The sequence below is a fragment of the Gordonia sp. CPCC 205515 genome, assembly GCF_048537925.1.
GTDB lineage: Bacteria > Actinomycetota > Actinomycetes > Mycobacteriales > Mycobacteriaceae > Gordonia.
Window position 1 is genome coordinate 539,428 of the sequence record NZ_JBCLVJ010000002.1, and the last position, 16,072, is coordinate 555,499.

Sequence of the window (16,072 nt, forward strand, 5' to 3'; positions counted from 1 at the left end):
CCGATGTCGATGTCGATCGCGATCGTGGGCTGCGGCGCCATGGGGTCGGTCTACGCCGGCCGGCTCGCGTCGGCAGGGCACGACGTGCACATGATCGGCCGCTCACCCGACCACGTCGGTGCGGTCGCCGAACACGGATTGACGGTTCGCGGGCCCGACGGCGAACGCGTCGTCCAGGTCGCATCCGCGGGCACGTCGCCGCCCGCTGGGCCGATCGATCTGGTCATTCTTGCGGTCAAGGCGGCCGACGTGCCTACGGCCGCCACGGTGTTGCCAGGACTGATGGGTCCGTCGACCGTTGTCCTGACGATGCAGAACGGGTTGGGTTCGGCCGAGTCGATTGCCGACGTGGTCGACGCCGACCGGCTGGCCGTCGGTATTGCCAGCGGATTCGGCGCGTCCGTGCCCGAATCCGGTGTAGTGCACCACAATGCGATGCGCGCGGTGCGCTTCGGGGCATATGCGGGACTCGCGTTGCCGGCTGTCGAGACCGTCGCCGAGGCCTGGCGCGCTGCGGGATTCGACGCTCAGGCGGTCGAGGACATCGTGGCGATGCAGTGGGAGAAGCTGATCTGCAACGTCGCCTACAGCGCGCCGTGTGCGCTGACCGGGCTGACGGTGGGGGAGGTGATGGATCACGACGACGTCGGGCCGGTGAGCCGGGCGGCGGCCGTCGAGGCCTTCGACGTCGCCCGCGCGATCGGCGTCGGCATCACCGTCGACGATCCGATCGCCCACGTCCGCGCCTTCGGCGCGTCGATGCCGAACGCCAAACCGTCGGCGCTGCAGGACATCGAGGCCCGTCGGGTCAGCGAGATCCCGGTGATCAACGGGGCGGTCCCACGGGCGGCCGCCCGGATCGGCCGGGACGCACCGGTCAACGACATGTTGACCCGGCTCGTCCGCGGCGTCGAATCCTCGTGGCCCTTCGACGGAGCTCAGGGAGCGAAACCTAGATGACGACCGGCGTGGTGCGTTCGGCCGCGGTCCGCGGGGCGTGCGCCACGTCGTCGGCGGTGAATTCGCGCAGCCAGCAAGCGAACTCGAGGAGGATGCCATCCGGGTCCTGGAAGTAGAACGAGCGGACGTACACCCCGTCGTGCATCTCGGTGGCGACCTGACTCGGGCTGTCGTCGTGGTTGACGATGGGTCCGACGCGGACGCCGGCCTCCTTGAGGGCCTTGCGATAGCCGCCGAACTTCTCCGGCGGGACGTCGAACGCGACGTGGTTGAGGGAACTCACCGCGCTGATCCACTCGCCGAACCCGGGCTTCTCCTCCGGCGCGGAAATGCCCGGCACCCCGTCCGGGGCGGCGGCGAACCAGAAGAACGCCAGCGAGTTGCCGTTACCCACGTCGAAGAAGAAGTGCTGGCCCATGCCGTCGGGCAGTTCCACCGTCTTGACCAGCTCGAACCCGAGGATTCGGCGGTAGAAGTCGACGGTGCGCTCCATGTCCGAGCACACCAGTGCGACGTGATTGAAACCGCGAACCTCGAACCGCGGACTGTTCATGATCTACCTCCCACTCTCAAATATGATCCTAACATCAGATTCATAAATGACAACGGGTTGCGAAGGGAGGTGGAGGCACATGCCGCACAATGATCGGGTGGCAACTGATCAGAGAAGGCCGACCAAGCGCGGTCGTGAGACGCTCGAGGCCATCGAGGCCGCCGCGCGAACGGTGATCGCCGACAAGGGCTTTCTCAAGATGACCGTCGCCGACATAGTGCGGGAGGCGGGCAAGTCGCCGGCGTCGTTCTACAACTATTACGACTCCAAGGAAGCGCTGCTCGAACACTGGGCGCGGGAGTTCCAGACCGAAGCCCGGCGGCGCGTCGCCGAGCGGGTGCACGAGCCGGCGGAGGACGCGCGTACGCAGGTCAACGCGGCGGTCCGGGCGCACTGGGAGACCTACCGCGCGCGGCTGGCCGAGATGATCGGTGTCTTCCAACTGGCCATGATCAACGACGACTTCGCGCGGGTGTGGGACTCGTTGTGTGCCGATCTCGTCGACACGATCGCGCGGGCGGTCACGCGGGCGCAGGGGGACGGCTACTGCCCGGGTACCGACCCGCAACTGACGGCGCGCGCAATCGTGTCGATGCTCAACATGTTCTGCTACGACAACCTCGCCAACGGCCGCAGCGCGACCGTCGACGACGAGGCGTGTATCGCGACGCTGTCCGACGCGTGGTACCACGCCGTCTACTGGAAGCCCTGACGCTCGGCGCTTGCTCGACATCGGGGGAGCGCTCGCCTAGTATCCGAATCTGACATCAGATTTATATAAGGAGTCTTTCCGTGGCGGTCGAACGCACCTTTGTCGGTCTCGAGTCCCTCAACCTCGGTCGGGCCGGGGCCGGCGGCCATCCATGTCAGGGCGTCTATCACGCCCCGGCTGGTCGACGCCCGCGAGTCGCCGTGATCGCCACCCACTACAACATCGACTTCTCCGAGCACTACCTGGCTGAGTATCTCGCCGAGAGGGGCTATGGATTTCTCGGCTGGAACACCCGATTCCGTGGGGATGAGGCACATTTCGTCCTCGACCACGCACTGATCGATATCGGTGTCGGCGTCCGGTGGTTGCGTGAGACCGCGGGCGCCGAGGTGGTGATCCTGCTCGGCAACTCCGGTGGTGGATCGCTGATGTCGGCGTATCAGTCGCAGGCGGTGTCGCCGGTGATCGAGCCGGTGGCCGGGGCGCGACTCGCCGTGGGCGTCGACGCGCTGCCGGCCGCCGACGGCTACATCTCCAGTGCCGCGCACCTGGGTCGCCCGGATGTGCTGACCGCCTGGATGGATGGCTCGGTCATCGACGAAAACGATCCGCTGTCAACGGATTCCAGCCTGGATCTGTTCAACCCGGACAACGGCCCTGCCTATTCGGCGGAGTTCGTCGGGCGCTACCGCGATGCGCAGGTCGCGCGTAACCATCGCATCACCCGGTGGGTCAAGGGTGAGCTCGAGCGTCTCGCGGCCGGCGGCTACCGGGACCGCCCGTTCGCCATCGCCCGCACCTGGGCTGACCCGCGGATGGTGGACCCGACGTTGGAACCGACCAAACGTCAACCGAATTCGTGTTACGCCGGGGTGCCGGAGAAAGCGAATCGCTCGGTGTTCGGCATCGCATCGGCTTGCACCCTGCGTACCTGGCTTTCGCTGTGGAGTCTCGACCACTCCTACGCGCGTTCGCATTTCCACCTCCCGCAGATCACCGTCCCGGCCCTGGTGCTCAACGCCGACGGCGACACCGGAGTCTTCCCGAGTGACGCGCAGCAGATCCTCGATCAACTCGGTGCCACCGACAAGGAGTTCCACGAGTTCGCCACCGATCACTACTTCCTGGAGAACAACGCGCGCGCCGAGGCTGCCGACCTGATCGACGCGTGGATCGGGAAGCGTTTCTGACGCGGCCCCGCCTGCCTGACTGCCCGGCGAAGTCACCCGTCGCTCTCCTCGCGATACCATCGACAGTGGCTCGGACCTGCCGCCGTTCGACCAGAGCCCAGCGGCACCGAGGTTTTATTCAGGGTGAACGAAACTCGCGACCGGATGGGTGGTTGCGATGTCAGGGGACGAGGTGAGCAGTGTCAGCGGTGAGCAATTGGTGGGACGGCGTCGAGGAGTGGCTGACCGGACTGTCCTTCGTTCCGCAGCTCCTGGTGACCCTGATCGTGGTGATCCCGCTGGCCGTCCTGATCGCTTTGGCTCTCAATCTGCTGGTCGACACCGTATCGGATGTGATCGACCGGCGGCGCTTCGCCGACGACGACGGGAGTGGCCTGTGAAGTCGATGTTTCGTTCCAAGGTCACCTTGGCGCTCGTTGCGCTGATCGTCCTGGTCGTCCTTGCCTGGTTGCTGACCCGCTAGCACAGCGATTCGTCTCGCTCGAATCGGACATCCGAGCGGTGATTTCTGCCCTCCGACCATTGCTAACGTCAGCAGGCCGGGTCACTCTTGTGATAGCTCCCGGCCAGCAGAAGCATCGAGGAGACCGAGCGTGGCGAGAACCGCGGGATACCGGTGGTGGCGGGTCGTGTTGGCGACCGTCGTCGCCGTGCTGATGATCGTTGGCGTCAGTGCATGTGGAGGTGGCTCCACCGACGAGCCCGGTGGTGAGGACATCTCCAGCGGCAGCCGCCACCTGAACCTGGTTGCCTACGCGACACCGAAGCCGGGATTCGACGTGATCATTCCGGCGTTCCGCGACACCCCGGAGGGCTCCGACATCGGGTTCTCCCAGTCCTACGGCGCCTCGGGCGACCAGTCCCGCAAGGTGGCGCGGCACGTCCCCGCCGACGTCGTGAACTTCTCCGTCGAGCCTGACGTCACCCGTCTGGTGAAAGAGGGCGTCGTCGATGAGGACTGGAAGAAGCAGGCACCCAACAACAGCATTCCGTTCGGTTCGGTCGTCGCGCTCGTGGTGCGCAAGGGCAACCCCAAGAACATCCACGATTGGGACGATCTGCTCAAGCCCGGCGTGCAGGTGGTCACCCCGAACCCAGGCAGCTCCGGATCGGCAAAGTGGAACCTGCTCGCCCCCTACGCCGCCAAGAGCAACGGTGGCGTCGACAACCAAGCCGGCCTCGACTACGTCAGCGAACTCATCCGCGACCACGTCACGGTGATCCCCAAGTCCGGCCGCGAGGCGACGACGGCGTTCGAGCAGGGGCAGGGTGACGTGCTGATCACCTACGAGAACGAGGCGATCATGCTCGAACGCGCCAACGCGACCGCGGGCGCCAACAGCCAGACGGAGTACCTGATCCCGCCGCAGACGTTCAAGATCGAGAACCCGGTCGCGGTGGTGAACTCCTCCGACGACAAGGCCGCCGCGAAGTCGTTCGTCGACTTCCTGTTCACCGACGATGCGCAGAAGCTGTGGGCGCAAGAGGGATTCCGCCCGGTGGTGCCTTCGGTCATCGCGTCGACGCAGAACCTGTTCCCCGGCGACATCGAGAAGCTCTGGACCATCAAAGAACTCGGCGCGCAGCTCGGTAAGGGCACCGCGGCGAAGAACGACGGCAAGGATCTGACCGGCTGGAAGGCCGTCGACAACGCGTTGTTCGGCAGCAAGGGTGCCATCACCAAGATCTACAACTCGGGAGGCGCGCAGTGAGCACGCAGAACTGCCGCGCGACCTGGGCGTCGGTCACCTCGGGAGGCGCGCAATGAGCACGCAGGTTGCGGGTTCCGCAGGGTCACCGGCACCGGCCGGATTCCTCGGCCGTGGCAAGACTTTCAGCGGTGTGAGCCCGCTGGGCATCGGCGTCGCGGCGCTGTGGCTGTCGATCATCGTGCTGCTGCCCCTGGCGGCCATCACCGTGCAGTCGTTCACCGACGGCTGGAGTGGCTTCTGGGACGCGGTCACCGACCCCAACGCCCTTGACGCTCTGGGTATCACCGTCCTGGTGTCGGTGGTCGTCGCGCTGATCAACCTGGTGTTCGGCACCATCATCGCGTGGGTACTGGTCCGCGATGACTTCTGGGGCAAGGGTTTCGTCAACGCGATCATCGACCTGCCGTTCGCGCTGCCGACGATCGTCGCCAGCCTGGTGCTGCTCTCCCTGTACGGACCCAACAGCCCCATCGACATCCAGCTCAACGCCACCAAGCCCGCGCTGATCATCGCGCTCACCTTCGTCACGCTGCCGTTCGTGGTGCGGCAGGTGCAGCCGGTGCTGCTCGAACTCGACCGCGACGTGGAAGAAGCCGCGGTGGTGCTCGGCGCGAGCAATTGGACCACGTTCACCAAGATCGTGCTGCCCGCGCTGCTGCCGGCCATCCTCACCGGCACCGGCCTGGCATTCACCCGCGCGATCGGCGAGTTCGGCTCGGTCGTCCTCATCGGCGGCAACATCCCCGGCGAGACCCAGGTGGCGTCGCAGTACATCCAGCAGCAGATCGAGATCGACGAACCCGTCGCCGCGGCCGCCGTGTCGGTCATGTTGCTGCTCATCGCTTTTGTCGTGCTGCTGGGACTCCGGCTGGTCAGCCGCCGGCAGCGCATCCGTGAGGAGGCCGACCAGTGAGAATCTCGCCGTTCACCCGTTACGGGCTGCGCGCGGTCGCGCTGATCTATCTGTTCGTCCTGCTGATCGTGCCGGTCGGCCTGATCTTCTGGCGTGCCTTTGAACACGGCCTCGCCCAGTTCTGGGAGTGGATCACCACCCCGGCCGCGATCTCCGCACTGCAGCTGAGCCTGCTCATCGTGGTGATCGTGGTGCCGCTCAACGTCATCTTCGGCATCGTCACCGCGCTCGCGCTGGTGCGCGGCAAGTTCCCCGGCAAGGGTGTGTTGCAGGCCGTCGTCGACCTCCCGTTCGCGGTGTCGCCGGTCGTCGCCGGTGTGGCCCTGATCCTGTTGTGGGGATACGGCGGCTGGTTCGGGGGCATCGAGAACCTCGGGTTCCGCGTCATCTTCGGCTTCCCCGGTCTGGTGCTCGCGACCCTGTTCGTCACACTGCCGTTCGTCGTGCGTGAGGTGGAGCCGGTGCTGCGAGAGATCGGCACTGAACAGGAGCAGGCGGCGGCGACGTTGGGCGCCAACGGCATGCAGACCTTCTGGCGCATCACGCTGCCCGCGATCCGGTGGGGACTCACCTACGGCATCGTGCTCACCATCGCCCGTGCGCTCGGCGAATACGGTGCGGTGACCATGGTGTCGTCGAACTTCCCGGGTATCTCGCAGACGTTGACCCTGTTGGTGAACTCGCGCTACACCGACGACTACAACGAGTACGGCGCCTATGCCGCGGCCACGCTGCTGATGATGGTGGCGATCGTGGTGATCGTCGCGATGAGCCTCATCGAGCGCCGCGTCCGCAACCGCGTCGCCAACGCGAGCCACACCTTCGAGGCGAGTACCGAAGAATCCGCCGACGTCGAGCCGATGCTCGTCCCGTTCGGTCCGGCAACCATCCAATCCCAGCCCGCGCAGCAGAAGGAAGGCGTCTGACATGTCCATCTCGGTCATCGGTGCCAACAAGCGTTACGGCGATTTCGCCGCCCTCGACGACGTGTCGATCGAGATCCCCGAGGGGCAGCTGACCTCGCTGCTCGGTCCGTCCGGATCCGGCAAATCGACACTGCTGCGGGCCATCGCGGGCCTCGACAGTCTCGATTCGGGCACCGTCGTCATCGGCGGTTCCGACGTCTCCAACGCCGCCCCGCAGAAGCGCGACATCGGGTTCGTGTTCCAGCACTACGCCGCGTTCAAGCACATGACGGTGCGCGACAACATCGCCTTCGGCCTCAAGATCCGCAAGCGTTCGAAGGAGGCCATCGACGCCAAGGTCGACGAGCTGCTGGAGATCGTCGGACTCACGGTGTTCCAGAAGCGTTATCCCGCACAGCTCTCCGGCGGTCAGCGCCAGCGCATGGCGCTGGCACGGGCCCTCGCCGTGGACCCCAAGGTGCTGCTGCTCGACGAACCGTTCGGGGCGCTGGACGCCAAGGTGCGTGAGGACCTGCGAAAGTGGTTGCGCCGCTTGCACGACGAAATGCACGTCACCACCGTGCTGGTCACCCACGACCAGCAGGAGGCCCTCGACGTCAGCGACAGCATCGCCGTGCTCAACAAGGGGCGCATCGAGCAGATCGGCTCACCCGACGACCTCTACGACCGGCCGGTCAACGAGTTCGTCGCATCGTTCCTCGGATCGACCGTGCGGCTCAACGGAGAACTGGTGCGCCCGCACGACATTCGCATCGGCCGACGCCCCGAGCTCGCACTGCCTGCCGCCGATCCGGCGCTGGACACCGGTGTCATCAAGGCGACCGTGCAGCGGGTGGTGAACCTCGGGTTCGAGACGCGCGTCGAGCTGATCGCGGCCGCGACCGGCGACGAGTTCCTGGCGCAGATCACCCGAGGCGACGCCAACGCGCTGAATCTGCAACCGGGTGAGGACATCTACGCCCGCGCGACCAAGGTGGCGGCGCTCTCGGCCGCCCGCTGATCGAGTAAGTGAGGAGCTTGCGACGAACGCATCGAGATCATGTGCGCGGATGGCCTCGATGCGCTCGCTCGCTGGCGCTCGCGGGCTTACTCGACCAGCGGAGGGGTCGCTCGACCAGCGGAAAAGGCAAGCTCAGCGGACGGGCGAAGCGGCGAAATGTCCAGCGCGTCGATAGGACTCGACCACCGCGTCGATCAGCGCGGTGTGAGTGCCGATCGGCCCGGCGACCAGTGATCCGGGGGCCAGGGTGTCCAGCGCGTCCTCGACGCGTTCGGTGAGCAGCCCCGCGGACAGGAAGTACGGGCTGACCGCGATGCGGTCGGCGCCGGCGTTGTGCAGTCGGCGAATCGCGGTGCGCAGGTTGATGTTTCCGGTGCCGAGTCGGGTGGCGTAGACGACCTCGACCGGTCGGTGCAGCAGCGTCGACAATTCGATGGCGCGTCGTCGGATCACGGTGTCGGCAGCCGGGTTGGTGGAGCCGACGGCGGTGACGATGATGCCGTCGCCCTCGGCCAGGCCGGCTTCGACGAGCCGATCGGCCAGCGCCGCAGTCAGATTCCGTTGGCCGACGACATCGGTGCAGCGCACCGGATTTCGTGCGTGTGCCGCGACGATGGCGGGTAGGTCGATCTCGCTGTGGTAGCCCGGCGCGAGGAGCAGCGGGACCACGACGGTCTCCCCGGGCATGCCGGCGAGTGCTTCGCCGACCGACGGCTCGTCGAGGTCGAGGTACGACAAGCGCACGTCGACGTCCGGCAGTCGGTCGGCCACGGCACGCCGGACCCGTCGCGCGGTGTCACCGAAGCGCGGGTCGCGGCTGCCGTGCCCGACGAGCAGGAGAGTCGGGCTCACACCAACTCTTTGAGATGCAGCGGCGACAGCGCGTCGCCGACCAGGCCGGCGGCCAGCGTGTTGCCACCCTGCGGATCGATCAGCAGGAAGCTGCCCGATTCGCGGTTGACCTGATAGTCGTCGGCGGCGATCGGCTCCGCCGTCTGCAGTGCGATGCGCCCGATCTGGTTGAGCTCCACCGTTTCCGGGGCGTCGATCAGCGTCAGGTTCTGCTCGTCGAACAGCACGTCGAGGCCACCGACGATCGCCTGGGTGGTCTTGCTGCCGTGCTTGAGCAGCAGGCGAGCGCCCGGGCGTAGCGGCTTCTCGGCCAGCCAGCACACCGTTGCGGCGAACTGCTGCAGAGGTTCCGGGGCGTCGGCAGCGCTCGCGATGACGTCGCCGCGGGAGATGTCGACGTCGTCGGTGAGCAGGATGGTGACGCTGCGGCCGGTGTGCGCGGTCGCGAGATCGCCGTCGGCGGTGTCGATCTTGGCGACAGTGGTCCGGGTACCCGACGGCAGCACGACGACCTCGTCGCCGACCGACACGCGGCCCGCTGCGATCTGTCCCGCGTATCCGCGGTAGTCCGGGAATTCCGGTGTGCGCGGCCGGATCACGTACTGCACCGGGAAGCGCAGCCCGACCTGCTTGCGGTCGGTCACGTTCGGCACCGTCTCCAGGTGCTCGATGAGGGTGGGGCCGTCGTAGTACGGGGTGTTTTCCGAGCGGGTGGCGACGTTGTCGCCGTGCAGTGCGGAGACCGGGATGGCCTGCACCTGCGCGGGCGACCAGCCCAGCGTGTGGGTCAACTCGGCGAACTCGGCGGAGATCTCGGCGAACACCGTGGCCGGGTCGTCGACGAGGTCGATCTTGTTGACCGCCAACACCAACTGCGGCACGCCGAGCAGCGCCATCACCGCGGCGTGGCGCCGGGTCTGGGCGACGACACCGTTGCGGGCGTCGACGAGCAGCATCACCAGCTGTGCGGTCGACGCGCCGGACACCGTGTTGCGGGTGTACTGCACGTGGCCGGGGGTGTCGGCGAGCACGAATGACCGTGCGGGCGTGGCGAAGTAGCGGTAGGCGACGTCGATGGTGATGCCCTGCTCACGCTCGGCGCGCAGACCGTCGACGAGCAGCGACAGGTCGGGGCCCTCGAGGCCGCGATCCACCGATGCGCGGGTGACCGCGTCGATCTGGTCGGCGAGAACCGATTTCGTGTCGTAGAGCAGTCGGCCGACGAGCGTGGACTTGCCGTCGTCGACGCTGCCCGCGGTGGCGATGCGGAGGAGGTCGGGGGAGTGGGTCATCAGAAGTATCCTTCGCGCTTGCGGTCTTCCATGGCTGCCTCGGAGACGCGGTCGTCGCCGCGGGTGGCGCCGCGTTCGGTCAGCCGGGACGCGGCGACCTCGGCCAGCACCGCGTCGTTGGTGACGGCGTCCGAGAGCACCGCGCCGGTCGACGAGCCGTCGCCGACGGTGCGGTAGCGCACCGAAAGACGTTGCACCTCTTCGTCCTCACGCGGGCCGCCCCACACGCCGGCGGTCATCCACATGCCGTCGCGCTGGTAGACGTCACGCTCGTGGGCGTAGTAGATCGACGGCAGCAGCACCTGCTCGCGGGCGATGTAACGCCACACGTCGAGCTCGGTGAAGTTGCTCAGCGGGAACACGCGCACGTGCTCACCCGGCGCATGCTTGCCGTTGTACAGATTCCACAGTTCGGGACGTTGACGCTTCGGATCCCACTGGCCGAAGGCGTTGCGCAGCGAGAAGATCCGCTCCTTGGCGCGCGAGCGCTCCTCGTCGCGGCGACCGCCGCCGAACACCGCGTCGAAACGATTCTCGGTGATCGCGTCGAGCAGCGGGATGGTCTGCAGCGGGTTGCGCACACCGTCGGGACGCTCGGTCAGCCGGCCGTCGGCGAGGTAGTCCTCCACCTTGGCGACGTGCAGGCGCAGTCCGTGGCGTTCGACGACCTGATCGCGGAACTCGAGAACCTCCGGCAGGTTGTGCCCGGTGTCCACGTGCAGCAGCGAGAAGGGCAGCGGCGCAGGCCAGAACGCCTTCAGCGCCAGGTGCAGGAGTACGGTGGAGTCCTTGCCGCCGGAGAACAGGATGACCGGACGCTCGAACTCGCCGGCGACCTCACGGAAGATGTGGATCGCCTCGGACTCCAGCGCGTCGAGGGTGCTGAAGTCGTCGGCGGTGGCAGTGTCAATGGTCTCGGTGATGGTCATGATGCGTGCAGCCCACATTCTGTCTTGGCGCGACCGGCCCAGCGGCCACTGCGCGGATCGGATCCGGGTTCGGGTTTGGCGGTGCACGGGGCGCAGCCGATCGACGGATAGCCTTCGTCGACCAGCGGATTGACCAGCACCCCGTTGGAGTCGATGTAGTCCTGCATGGTGTCGTCGGACCAGGGTGCGATCGGGTTGATCTTCACCAGCCCGAAGCCCTCGTCGAACGAGATGAGCGGCGCGTTGGCGCGGGTGGGCGCCTCGACGCGACGGATGCCGGTGACCCAGGCGTCGTAGCCGGACAGGCCCGACTTGAGCGGCACCACCTTGCGCAGCCGGCAGCATTCGCCCGGATCGCGGGCAAACAGGTTGCGGCCCAACAGTTCGTCCTGCTCGGCGACGCTGTGCTCAGGGGTCAGGTTGACCATCTCGACGCCGTACACCTGCTCGACGGCGTCGCGGGTGCCGATGGTCTCGGCGAAGTGATAGCCGGTATCGAGGAACAGCACCTTGACCGGGCCGCCGACCAGGTCGCGGTCGATGTGCTTGACGGCCAGGTCGACGAGCGCCGCGTCCTGCATGTTCGACGCGACGACGAAGTTGTCGCCGAAGGTCTCCGCGGTCCAGCGGAACAATTCCTCCGGGCTCGCGTCGGCGCCCAGTTCCCGCGCGCCGCGTTCGGCGATCGCGCGGAGTTCATCGGGGCTGAACCGGCGTTCGGTGCCGGCCGCTGTATGGGTGGACGTGCTCATCGCAGTGCCTCCTCATCGGCGCGAACGGCCCACTGCGCGAACCGCTCTCCGTCGTACTTCTGCTCTACGTACTTGCGGACCACGCGGTCGATGTAGTCACCGAGTTCTTCGGAGGTGACCTTGTGCTGACGCAATTTGCGGCCGAAACCGGCGTCCTGGCCGAGGCTGCCGCCCAGATGCACCTGGAAGCCCTCGGTCTGTCCGCCGTTGCCATCCTCCACCAGCTGGCCCTTGAACCCGATGTCGGCGATCTGCGACCGGGCGCACGAATTGGGGCAACCATTGATGTTGACGGTGATCGGCACGTCGAGCTGCGAGTTGATGTCGGCCAAGCGCTCCTCGAGCTCCGGCACCAGCACCTGCGACCGCTTACGGGTCTCCACGAAGGACAGCTTGCAGAACTCGATACCGCTGCAGGCCATCAGGTTTCGACGCCAGTTCGACGCGCGCGCCTGCAGCCCGAGGGGTGCGAGTTCGGCGATGAGCTGCTCGACCTTGTCGTCGGGCACGTCGAGGATGACCAGCTTCTGGTATGGGGTGAAACGGATGCGATCCGAACCGACCCGCTCGGCGGCCTCGGCCACCGCGGTCAGCTTGCTGCCGGTGACGCGACCGGCGATGGCGGCGAAGCCCACCGAGTTGAGCCCGTTCTTGAGCTTCTGCACCCCGACGTGGTCGCGGGGCGCGGTGAGCGGCTCGGGAGCCGGGCCGTCGATCAGCTTGCGGCCCAGGTACTCGTCCTCGAGGACCTGACGGAACTTCTCGATGCCCCAGTCCTTGATGAGGAACTTCAGGCGTGCCTTGGTGCGCAGGCGGCGGTAGCCGTAGTCGCGGAAGATGGCGACCACGCCCTCCCACACGTCGGGCACCTCGTCGAGCGGAATCCACGCGCCGACGCGTTGCGCGAGCATCGGATTGGTGGACAGGCCGCCGCCGACCCAGAGGTCGAGGCCGGGGCCGTGCTCAGGGTGGTTGACGCCGATGAAGGCGACGTCGTTGGTCTCGTGTGAGACGTCCTGCAGGCCGGAGATCGCGGTCTTGAACTTGCGCGGCAGGTTCGAGTACTGCGGATCACCGATGTAGCGGCGGACGATCTCGTCGATCGCGGGAGTGGGATCGAGGACCTCGTCGACGGCGTCACCGGCCAGCGGCGAACCGAGGATGATGCGCGGGCAGTCGCCGCACGCCTCGGTGGTCTTGAGGCCAACAGCCTCGATCCGCTCCCAGATGGTCGGCACGTCCTCGATGCGAATCCAGTGGTACTGGACGTTCTCGCGGTCGGACAGGTCTGCGGTGTCGCGGGCGAACTCGGTGGAGATCTGCCCGAGGGTGCGCAGCTGGGCGACATTCAGCGCACCGGCGTCGCACCGGATACGCATCATGAAGTGGCTGTCTTCGAGGATGTCGATGTTCTCGTCGCCGGTCCACGTGCCGTCGTAGCCCTCGGTGCGCTGGGTGTAGAGGCCCCACCAGCGCATACGGCCGCGCAGATCCTGCTTGTCGATCGACTCGAAACCCTGCTTGGAGTAGATGTTCTCGATGCGGGCACGGACGTTGAGCGGGTTGTCGTCCTTCTTGACCTGCTCGTTGGGGTTCAGCGGCTCGCGATAACCGAGCTTCCACTGGCCCTCCGCGCGGCGCTTGGTCGGCCGCGGCTTGCGGGCCGGCCGCTCCCGCGCGGGCTTGACCTCGGCGACCGGGGTCGCGTCGGCGCCATCGCTGGTCACAGAAAGTTCGTCGGTGGTGGACGTCATGAAGTCTCCTGAGCCGACGCGGGCACGCGTCAGCGATCACATGGAACGTGGGCTGGAAACGTGCCGGCATACCCGCGGCAGCGGGAACTTCTCAGGGCCAAACCGTCAGCGGACGGTGAACACGTCGTCTAGAGACGACAGTTCGCGCTGCAGACGCGCTTGAAATCGATGTGGCGTCGCGCAGCGAGCCACACTCCTGAGGAAGTCACGCCGTTCATAGTGCCATGCCCACCCTCGTCGCGTCTACTTGGGATTATTTTTCCTCACGATGAGGCAAAGCCCGTCTCTCGGTGCTTTGGTGTCGTCGTTGCAGGGTTCAAGGCAGGCCGACGTGGCCATATTCCCGTCGGCGCGCATCATGGAGGCGTGCCAGCCCAGTCCCTGTCCGTCGTCGATGCCGTCGATGTCGCAGCCGTCGAGGCCGCCTGCGCGGCGGTCGACCCGGCGACACCGTTCGGGCTCTACCTGCACGTCCCGTTCTGTGCGACTCGCTGCGGCTACTGCGACTTCAACACCTACACGGCGGGGGAGCTCGGCAGTTCGTCGTCGCCGGAATCGTGGCAGGCGGCGGTCGATCGGGAACTCGCGATGGCCGCGCGTCTGCTGATCCCGCAGCGCCCGGTGTCGACGATCTTCGTTGGTGGCGGCACCCCGTCGCTGCTCGGCGCGGCCGGTCTGCGGCGGCTGCTCGACGCCGTCCGCGAGCATTTCGAGCTCACCGACGACGCCGAGGTGACCACTGAATCCAACCCGGAATCCACGTCGCCGGAGTTCTTCGCCGGACTGCTCGACGCCGGATTCACCCGCATCTCCCTGGGCATGCAGTCCGCCGCCCCGCACGTCCTGAAGACCCTGGACCGCACGCACACGCCGGGCCGCGCCGTCGCCGCTGCGCGTGAGGCCGCCGCGGCCGGCTTCGACCACATCAACCTCGACCTGATCTACGGCACACCGGGGGAATCCGACGACGACCTGCACGCCAGTCTCGACGCCGTACTCTCCACCCCGGTCGACCACGTCTCGGCCTACGCCCTCATCGTCGAGGACGGTACCGCGTTGGCCCGACGCATCCGCCGCGGCGAGTTGCCGTCCCCCGACGACGATGTGCTCGCCGAGCGCTACGGCATCCTCGACGAGCGACTCTCGGCGGCCGGATTGCACTGGTACGAGGTCTCCAACTGGGCGCCCACCGATGCCGCGGCATGCCGACACAACCTGGCGTACTGGTACAGCCATGATTGGTGGGGGATCGGCCCGGGCGCGCATTCGCATGTCGCGGGGGTGCGGTGGTGGAACGTCAAGCATCCGGCGCGGTACGCCAATGCGCTTGCCGATCAACGACTTCCGGTGGCCGGGCAGGAAGTCCTGACCGCCTCGGATCAGCACGAGGAGGCGGTCATGCTGCGCGTGCGCCTGCGGGAGGGACTGCCGGCGCGGCTGCTCGGCGACGACGAGAACGCACAAGCGCAGCACCTGTGCCGCGACGGATTACTCGACATGAATGGACAGTCCTATCGACTCACGCCGCGGGGGCGGCTACTGGCCGACGGGGTGATCCGCGACATCCTGCTGGCCGGGGAGCGCTGAGCGACATGCCCACTGGTGCGCCCGCCCGCCCTTCGCGAGGTGAGCGCCGATGAGCAACCCGATCCGCCAGTGGTGGACCGCGCCGGACCACTTCGAGTGGCTCTCGAGCTACCTGGTGACCCGCGGTATCCAGCGGCCGCTGTCGGTGTTCGTCGGTTCGTCGGTGCTCTTCCTCGGGTTCATCGAGTTCCTGATGATGCACAGTCCGTCCGGGCCGTCGGGAACCGCCGGACAGGTCGGGGGCATCGTCATCGCGGTCGCCGCCTCGGCCGTGATGGCCGGCCGTCTCGTGGAGCACCACCCGATCCTGGCGGCGTCGAAGTTCCTCAATGCGTTCGGCGTGATCACCGTGATCCCGCTGATGTGTCAGGCGCTGCTGCAGGTGCTGGGTCCCGATGCACTCAACTCCGACACCGATGAGCTGACCGGACTGCTCAACAGACGCGGATTCCAGATCCGCGTGTCAGAGTTCCTGGTGAGTCCGGAGCGTCCCACGGGAGAGCACCTCGTGGTCGCGATGGTCGACCTCGACCGATTCAAGCAGGTCAACGACACGCTGGGGCACGCCGAGGGGGACGCGGCATTGATCGCTGTCGCCGGTGGGCTGGAAACGGGCATGGGCCCGCGATCGTTGGTCTCCCGGATCGGCGGCGAGGAGTTCCTGATCGCCGCCCTCACCGGCGACGACGACGCGACGTCGATTGCCGAGGGTCTCCGCGAGGCGGTGCTCGCCGGCCGATACGGACTCACCGCCAGTGTCGGCGCGGTCGCCGTGCCCCTCGTGGACGTCGTCGCGAGCCGGGCTGCTGAGCAGTTGGAGATGCTGATCCGGCTTGCCGACGAGGCCATGTACGACGCGAAACGCGCCGGCGGCAACCGCGTCGCGTTCCGGTCGGTGATCGGCGAGCTGTAGTCGATCGGATGTGCGGTCTGCGGGTTC

General features: G+C 67.0%; 16 protein-coding genes. 10 read left to right on the forward strand and 6 right to left on the reverse strand.

Annotated elements, in window-relative coordinates; all coding sequences use genetic code 11:
• Positions 1-9: 9 nt before the first annotated feature.
• On the forward strand, positions 10-960 hold the full coding sequence (locus tag AAFP30_RS02820) for a ketopantoate reductase family protein (protein WP_419228653.1): 951 nt from the start codon (positions 10-12) through the stop codon (positions 958-960).
• Here the strand turns inward: AAFP30_RS02820 and AAFP30_RS02825 are convergent.
• Positions 953-1,513: a VOC family protein gene (locus AAFP30_RS02825; RefSeq protein WP_419228303.1), complete on the reverse strand. Its 561-nt coding sequence runs from the start codon at positions 1,511-1,513 to the stop codon at positions 953-955. The genes AAFP30_RS02820 and AAFP30_RS02825 overlap by 8 nt on opposite strands.
• A 79-nt stretch (positions 1,514-1,592) precedes the next feature.
• On the opposite strand from AAFP30_RS02825, the gene AAFP30_RS02830 reads away from it, so the two are divergent.
• The 7 genes from AAFP30_RS02830 to AAFP30_RS02860 all read left to right on the forward strand — a co-directional run bounded on the left by AAFP30_RS02830 (position 1,593) and on the right by AAFP30_RS02860 (position 7,966).
• On the forward strand, positions 1,593-2,225 hold the full coding sequence (locus tag AAFP30_RS02830) for a TetR/AcrR family transcriptional regulator (RefSeq protein ID WP_419228305.1): 633 nt from the start codon (positions 1,593-1,595) through the stop codon (positions 2,223-2,225).
• 80 nt (positions 2,226-2,305) lie between these two features.
• Positions 2,306-3,415, forward strand: coding sequence for an alpha/beta hydrolase (locus AAFP30_RS02835; protein WP_419228306.1), 1,110 nt, complete (start codon positions 2,306-2,308; stop codon positions 3,413-3,415).
• A gap of 179 nt (positions 3,416-3,594) precedes the next feature.
• Positions 3,595-3,795, forward strand: coding sequence for a hypothetical protein (locus AAFP30_RS02840; RefSeq protein WP_419228307.1), 201 nt, complete (start codon positions 3,595-3,597; stop codon positions 3,793-3,795).
• 276 nt (positions 3,796-4,071) lie between these two features.
• Positions 4,072-5,127, forward strand: a complete 1,056-nt coding sequence (locus AAFP30_RS02845) for a sulfate ABC transporter substrate-binding protein (RefSeq protein ID WP_419228654.1) — start codon at positions 4,072-4,074, stop codon at positions 5,125-5,127.
• A gap of 52 nt (positions 5,128-5,179) precedes the next feature.
• Positions 5,180-6,040: a sulfate ABC transporter permease subunit CysT gene (gene cysT, locus AAFP30_RS02850; protein ID WP_419228308.1), complete on the forward strand. Its 861-nt coding sequence runs from the start codon at positions 5,180-5,182 to the stop codon at positions 6,038-6,040.
• Positions 6,037-6,966: a sulfate ABC transporter permease subunit CysW gene (cysW, locus tag AAFP30_RS02855; RefSeq protein ID WP_419228309.1), complete on the forward strand. Its 930-nt coding sequence runs from the start codon at positions 6,037-6,039 to the stop codon at positions 6,964-6,966. Before cysT ends, cysW begins: the two co-directional genes overlap by 4 nt.
• Before the next feature lies 1 nt (position 6,967).
• A complete protein-coding gene (locus tag AAFP30_RS02860) occupies positions 6,968-7,966 on the forward strand; it encodes a sulfate/molybdate ABC transporter ATP-binding protein (RefSeq protein WP_419228310.1) in 999 nt (332 codons plus the stop codon).
• Between the two features lie 132 nt (positions 7,967-8,098).
• Here AAFP30_RS02860 and AAFP30_RS02865 read toward each other — a convergent pair whose 3' ends face one another.
• The 5 genes from AAFP30_RS02865 to AAFP30_RS02885 are packed head-to-tail and all read right to left on the reverse strand — an operon-like array spanning position 8,099 to position 13,545.
• Positions 8,099-8,818, reverse strand: a complete 720-nt coding sequence (locus AAFP30_RS02865) for a sirohydrochlorin chelatase (protein ID WP_419228311.1) — start codon at positions 8,816-8,818, stop codon at positions 8,099-8,101.
• Complete coding sequence (locus tag AAFP30_RS02870) at positions 8,815-10,110, reverse strand: sulfate adenylyltransferase subunit 1 (protein WP_419228312.1); 1,296 nt, start codon at positions 10,108-10,110, stop codon at positions 8,815-8,817. The genes AAFP30_RS02865 and AAFP30_RS02870 overlap by 4 nt, the downstream gene beginning before the upstream one ends.
• Complete coding sequence (cysD, locus tag AAFP30_RS02875) at positions 10,110-11,057, reverse strand: sulfate adenylyltransferase subunit CysD (protein ID WP_419228313.1); 948 nt, start codon at positions 11,055-11,057, stop codon at positions 10,110-10,112. The genes AAFP30_RS02870 and cysD overlap by 1 nt, the downstream gene beginning before the upstream one ends.
• A complete protein-coding gene (locus tag AAFP30_RS02880) occupies positions 11,036-11,791 on the reverse strand; it encodes a phosphoadenylyl-sulfate reductase (protein ID WP_419228314.1) in 756 nt (251 codons plus the stop codon). Before AAFP30_RS02880 ends, cysD begins: the two co-directional genes overlap by 22 nt.
• Entirely contained in the window at positions 11,788-13,545 is a 1,758-nt protein-coding gene (locus AAFP30_RS02885) for a nitrite/sulfite reductase (protein ID WP_419228315.1), read from the reverse strand. The genes AAFP30_RS02880 and AAFP30_RS02885 overlap by 4 nt, the downstream gene beginning before the upstream one ends.
• Before the next feature lie 381 nt (positions 13,546-13,926).
• Between AAFP30_RS02885 and hemW the strand changes: the two genes are divergently transcribed.
• Positions 13,927-15,132 (forward strand): radical SAM family heme chaperone HemW, encoded by a 1,206-nt coding sequence (hemW, locus tag AAFP30_RS02890; RefSeq protein ID WP_419228655.1) that lies wholly within the window; start codon positions 13,927-13,929, stop codon positions 15,130-15,132.
• A 49-nt stretch (positions 15,133-15,181) separates the two neighbouring features.
• Positions 15,182-16,045 carry a GGDEF domain-containing protein gene (locus AAFP30_RS02895; protein ID WP_419228316.1) on the forward strand — a complete coding sequence of 288 codons (864 nt, stop codon included), beginning with the start codon at positions 15,182-15,184 and terminating at the stop codon, positions 16,043-16,045.
• Positions 16,046-16,072: the final 27 nt, after the last annotated feature.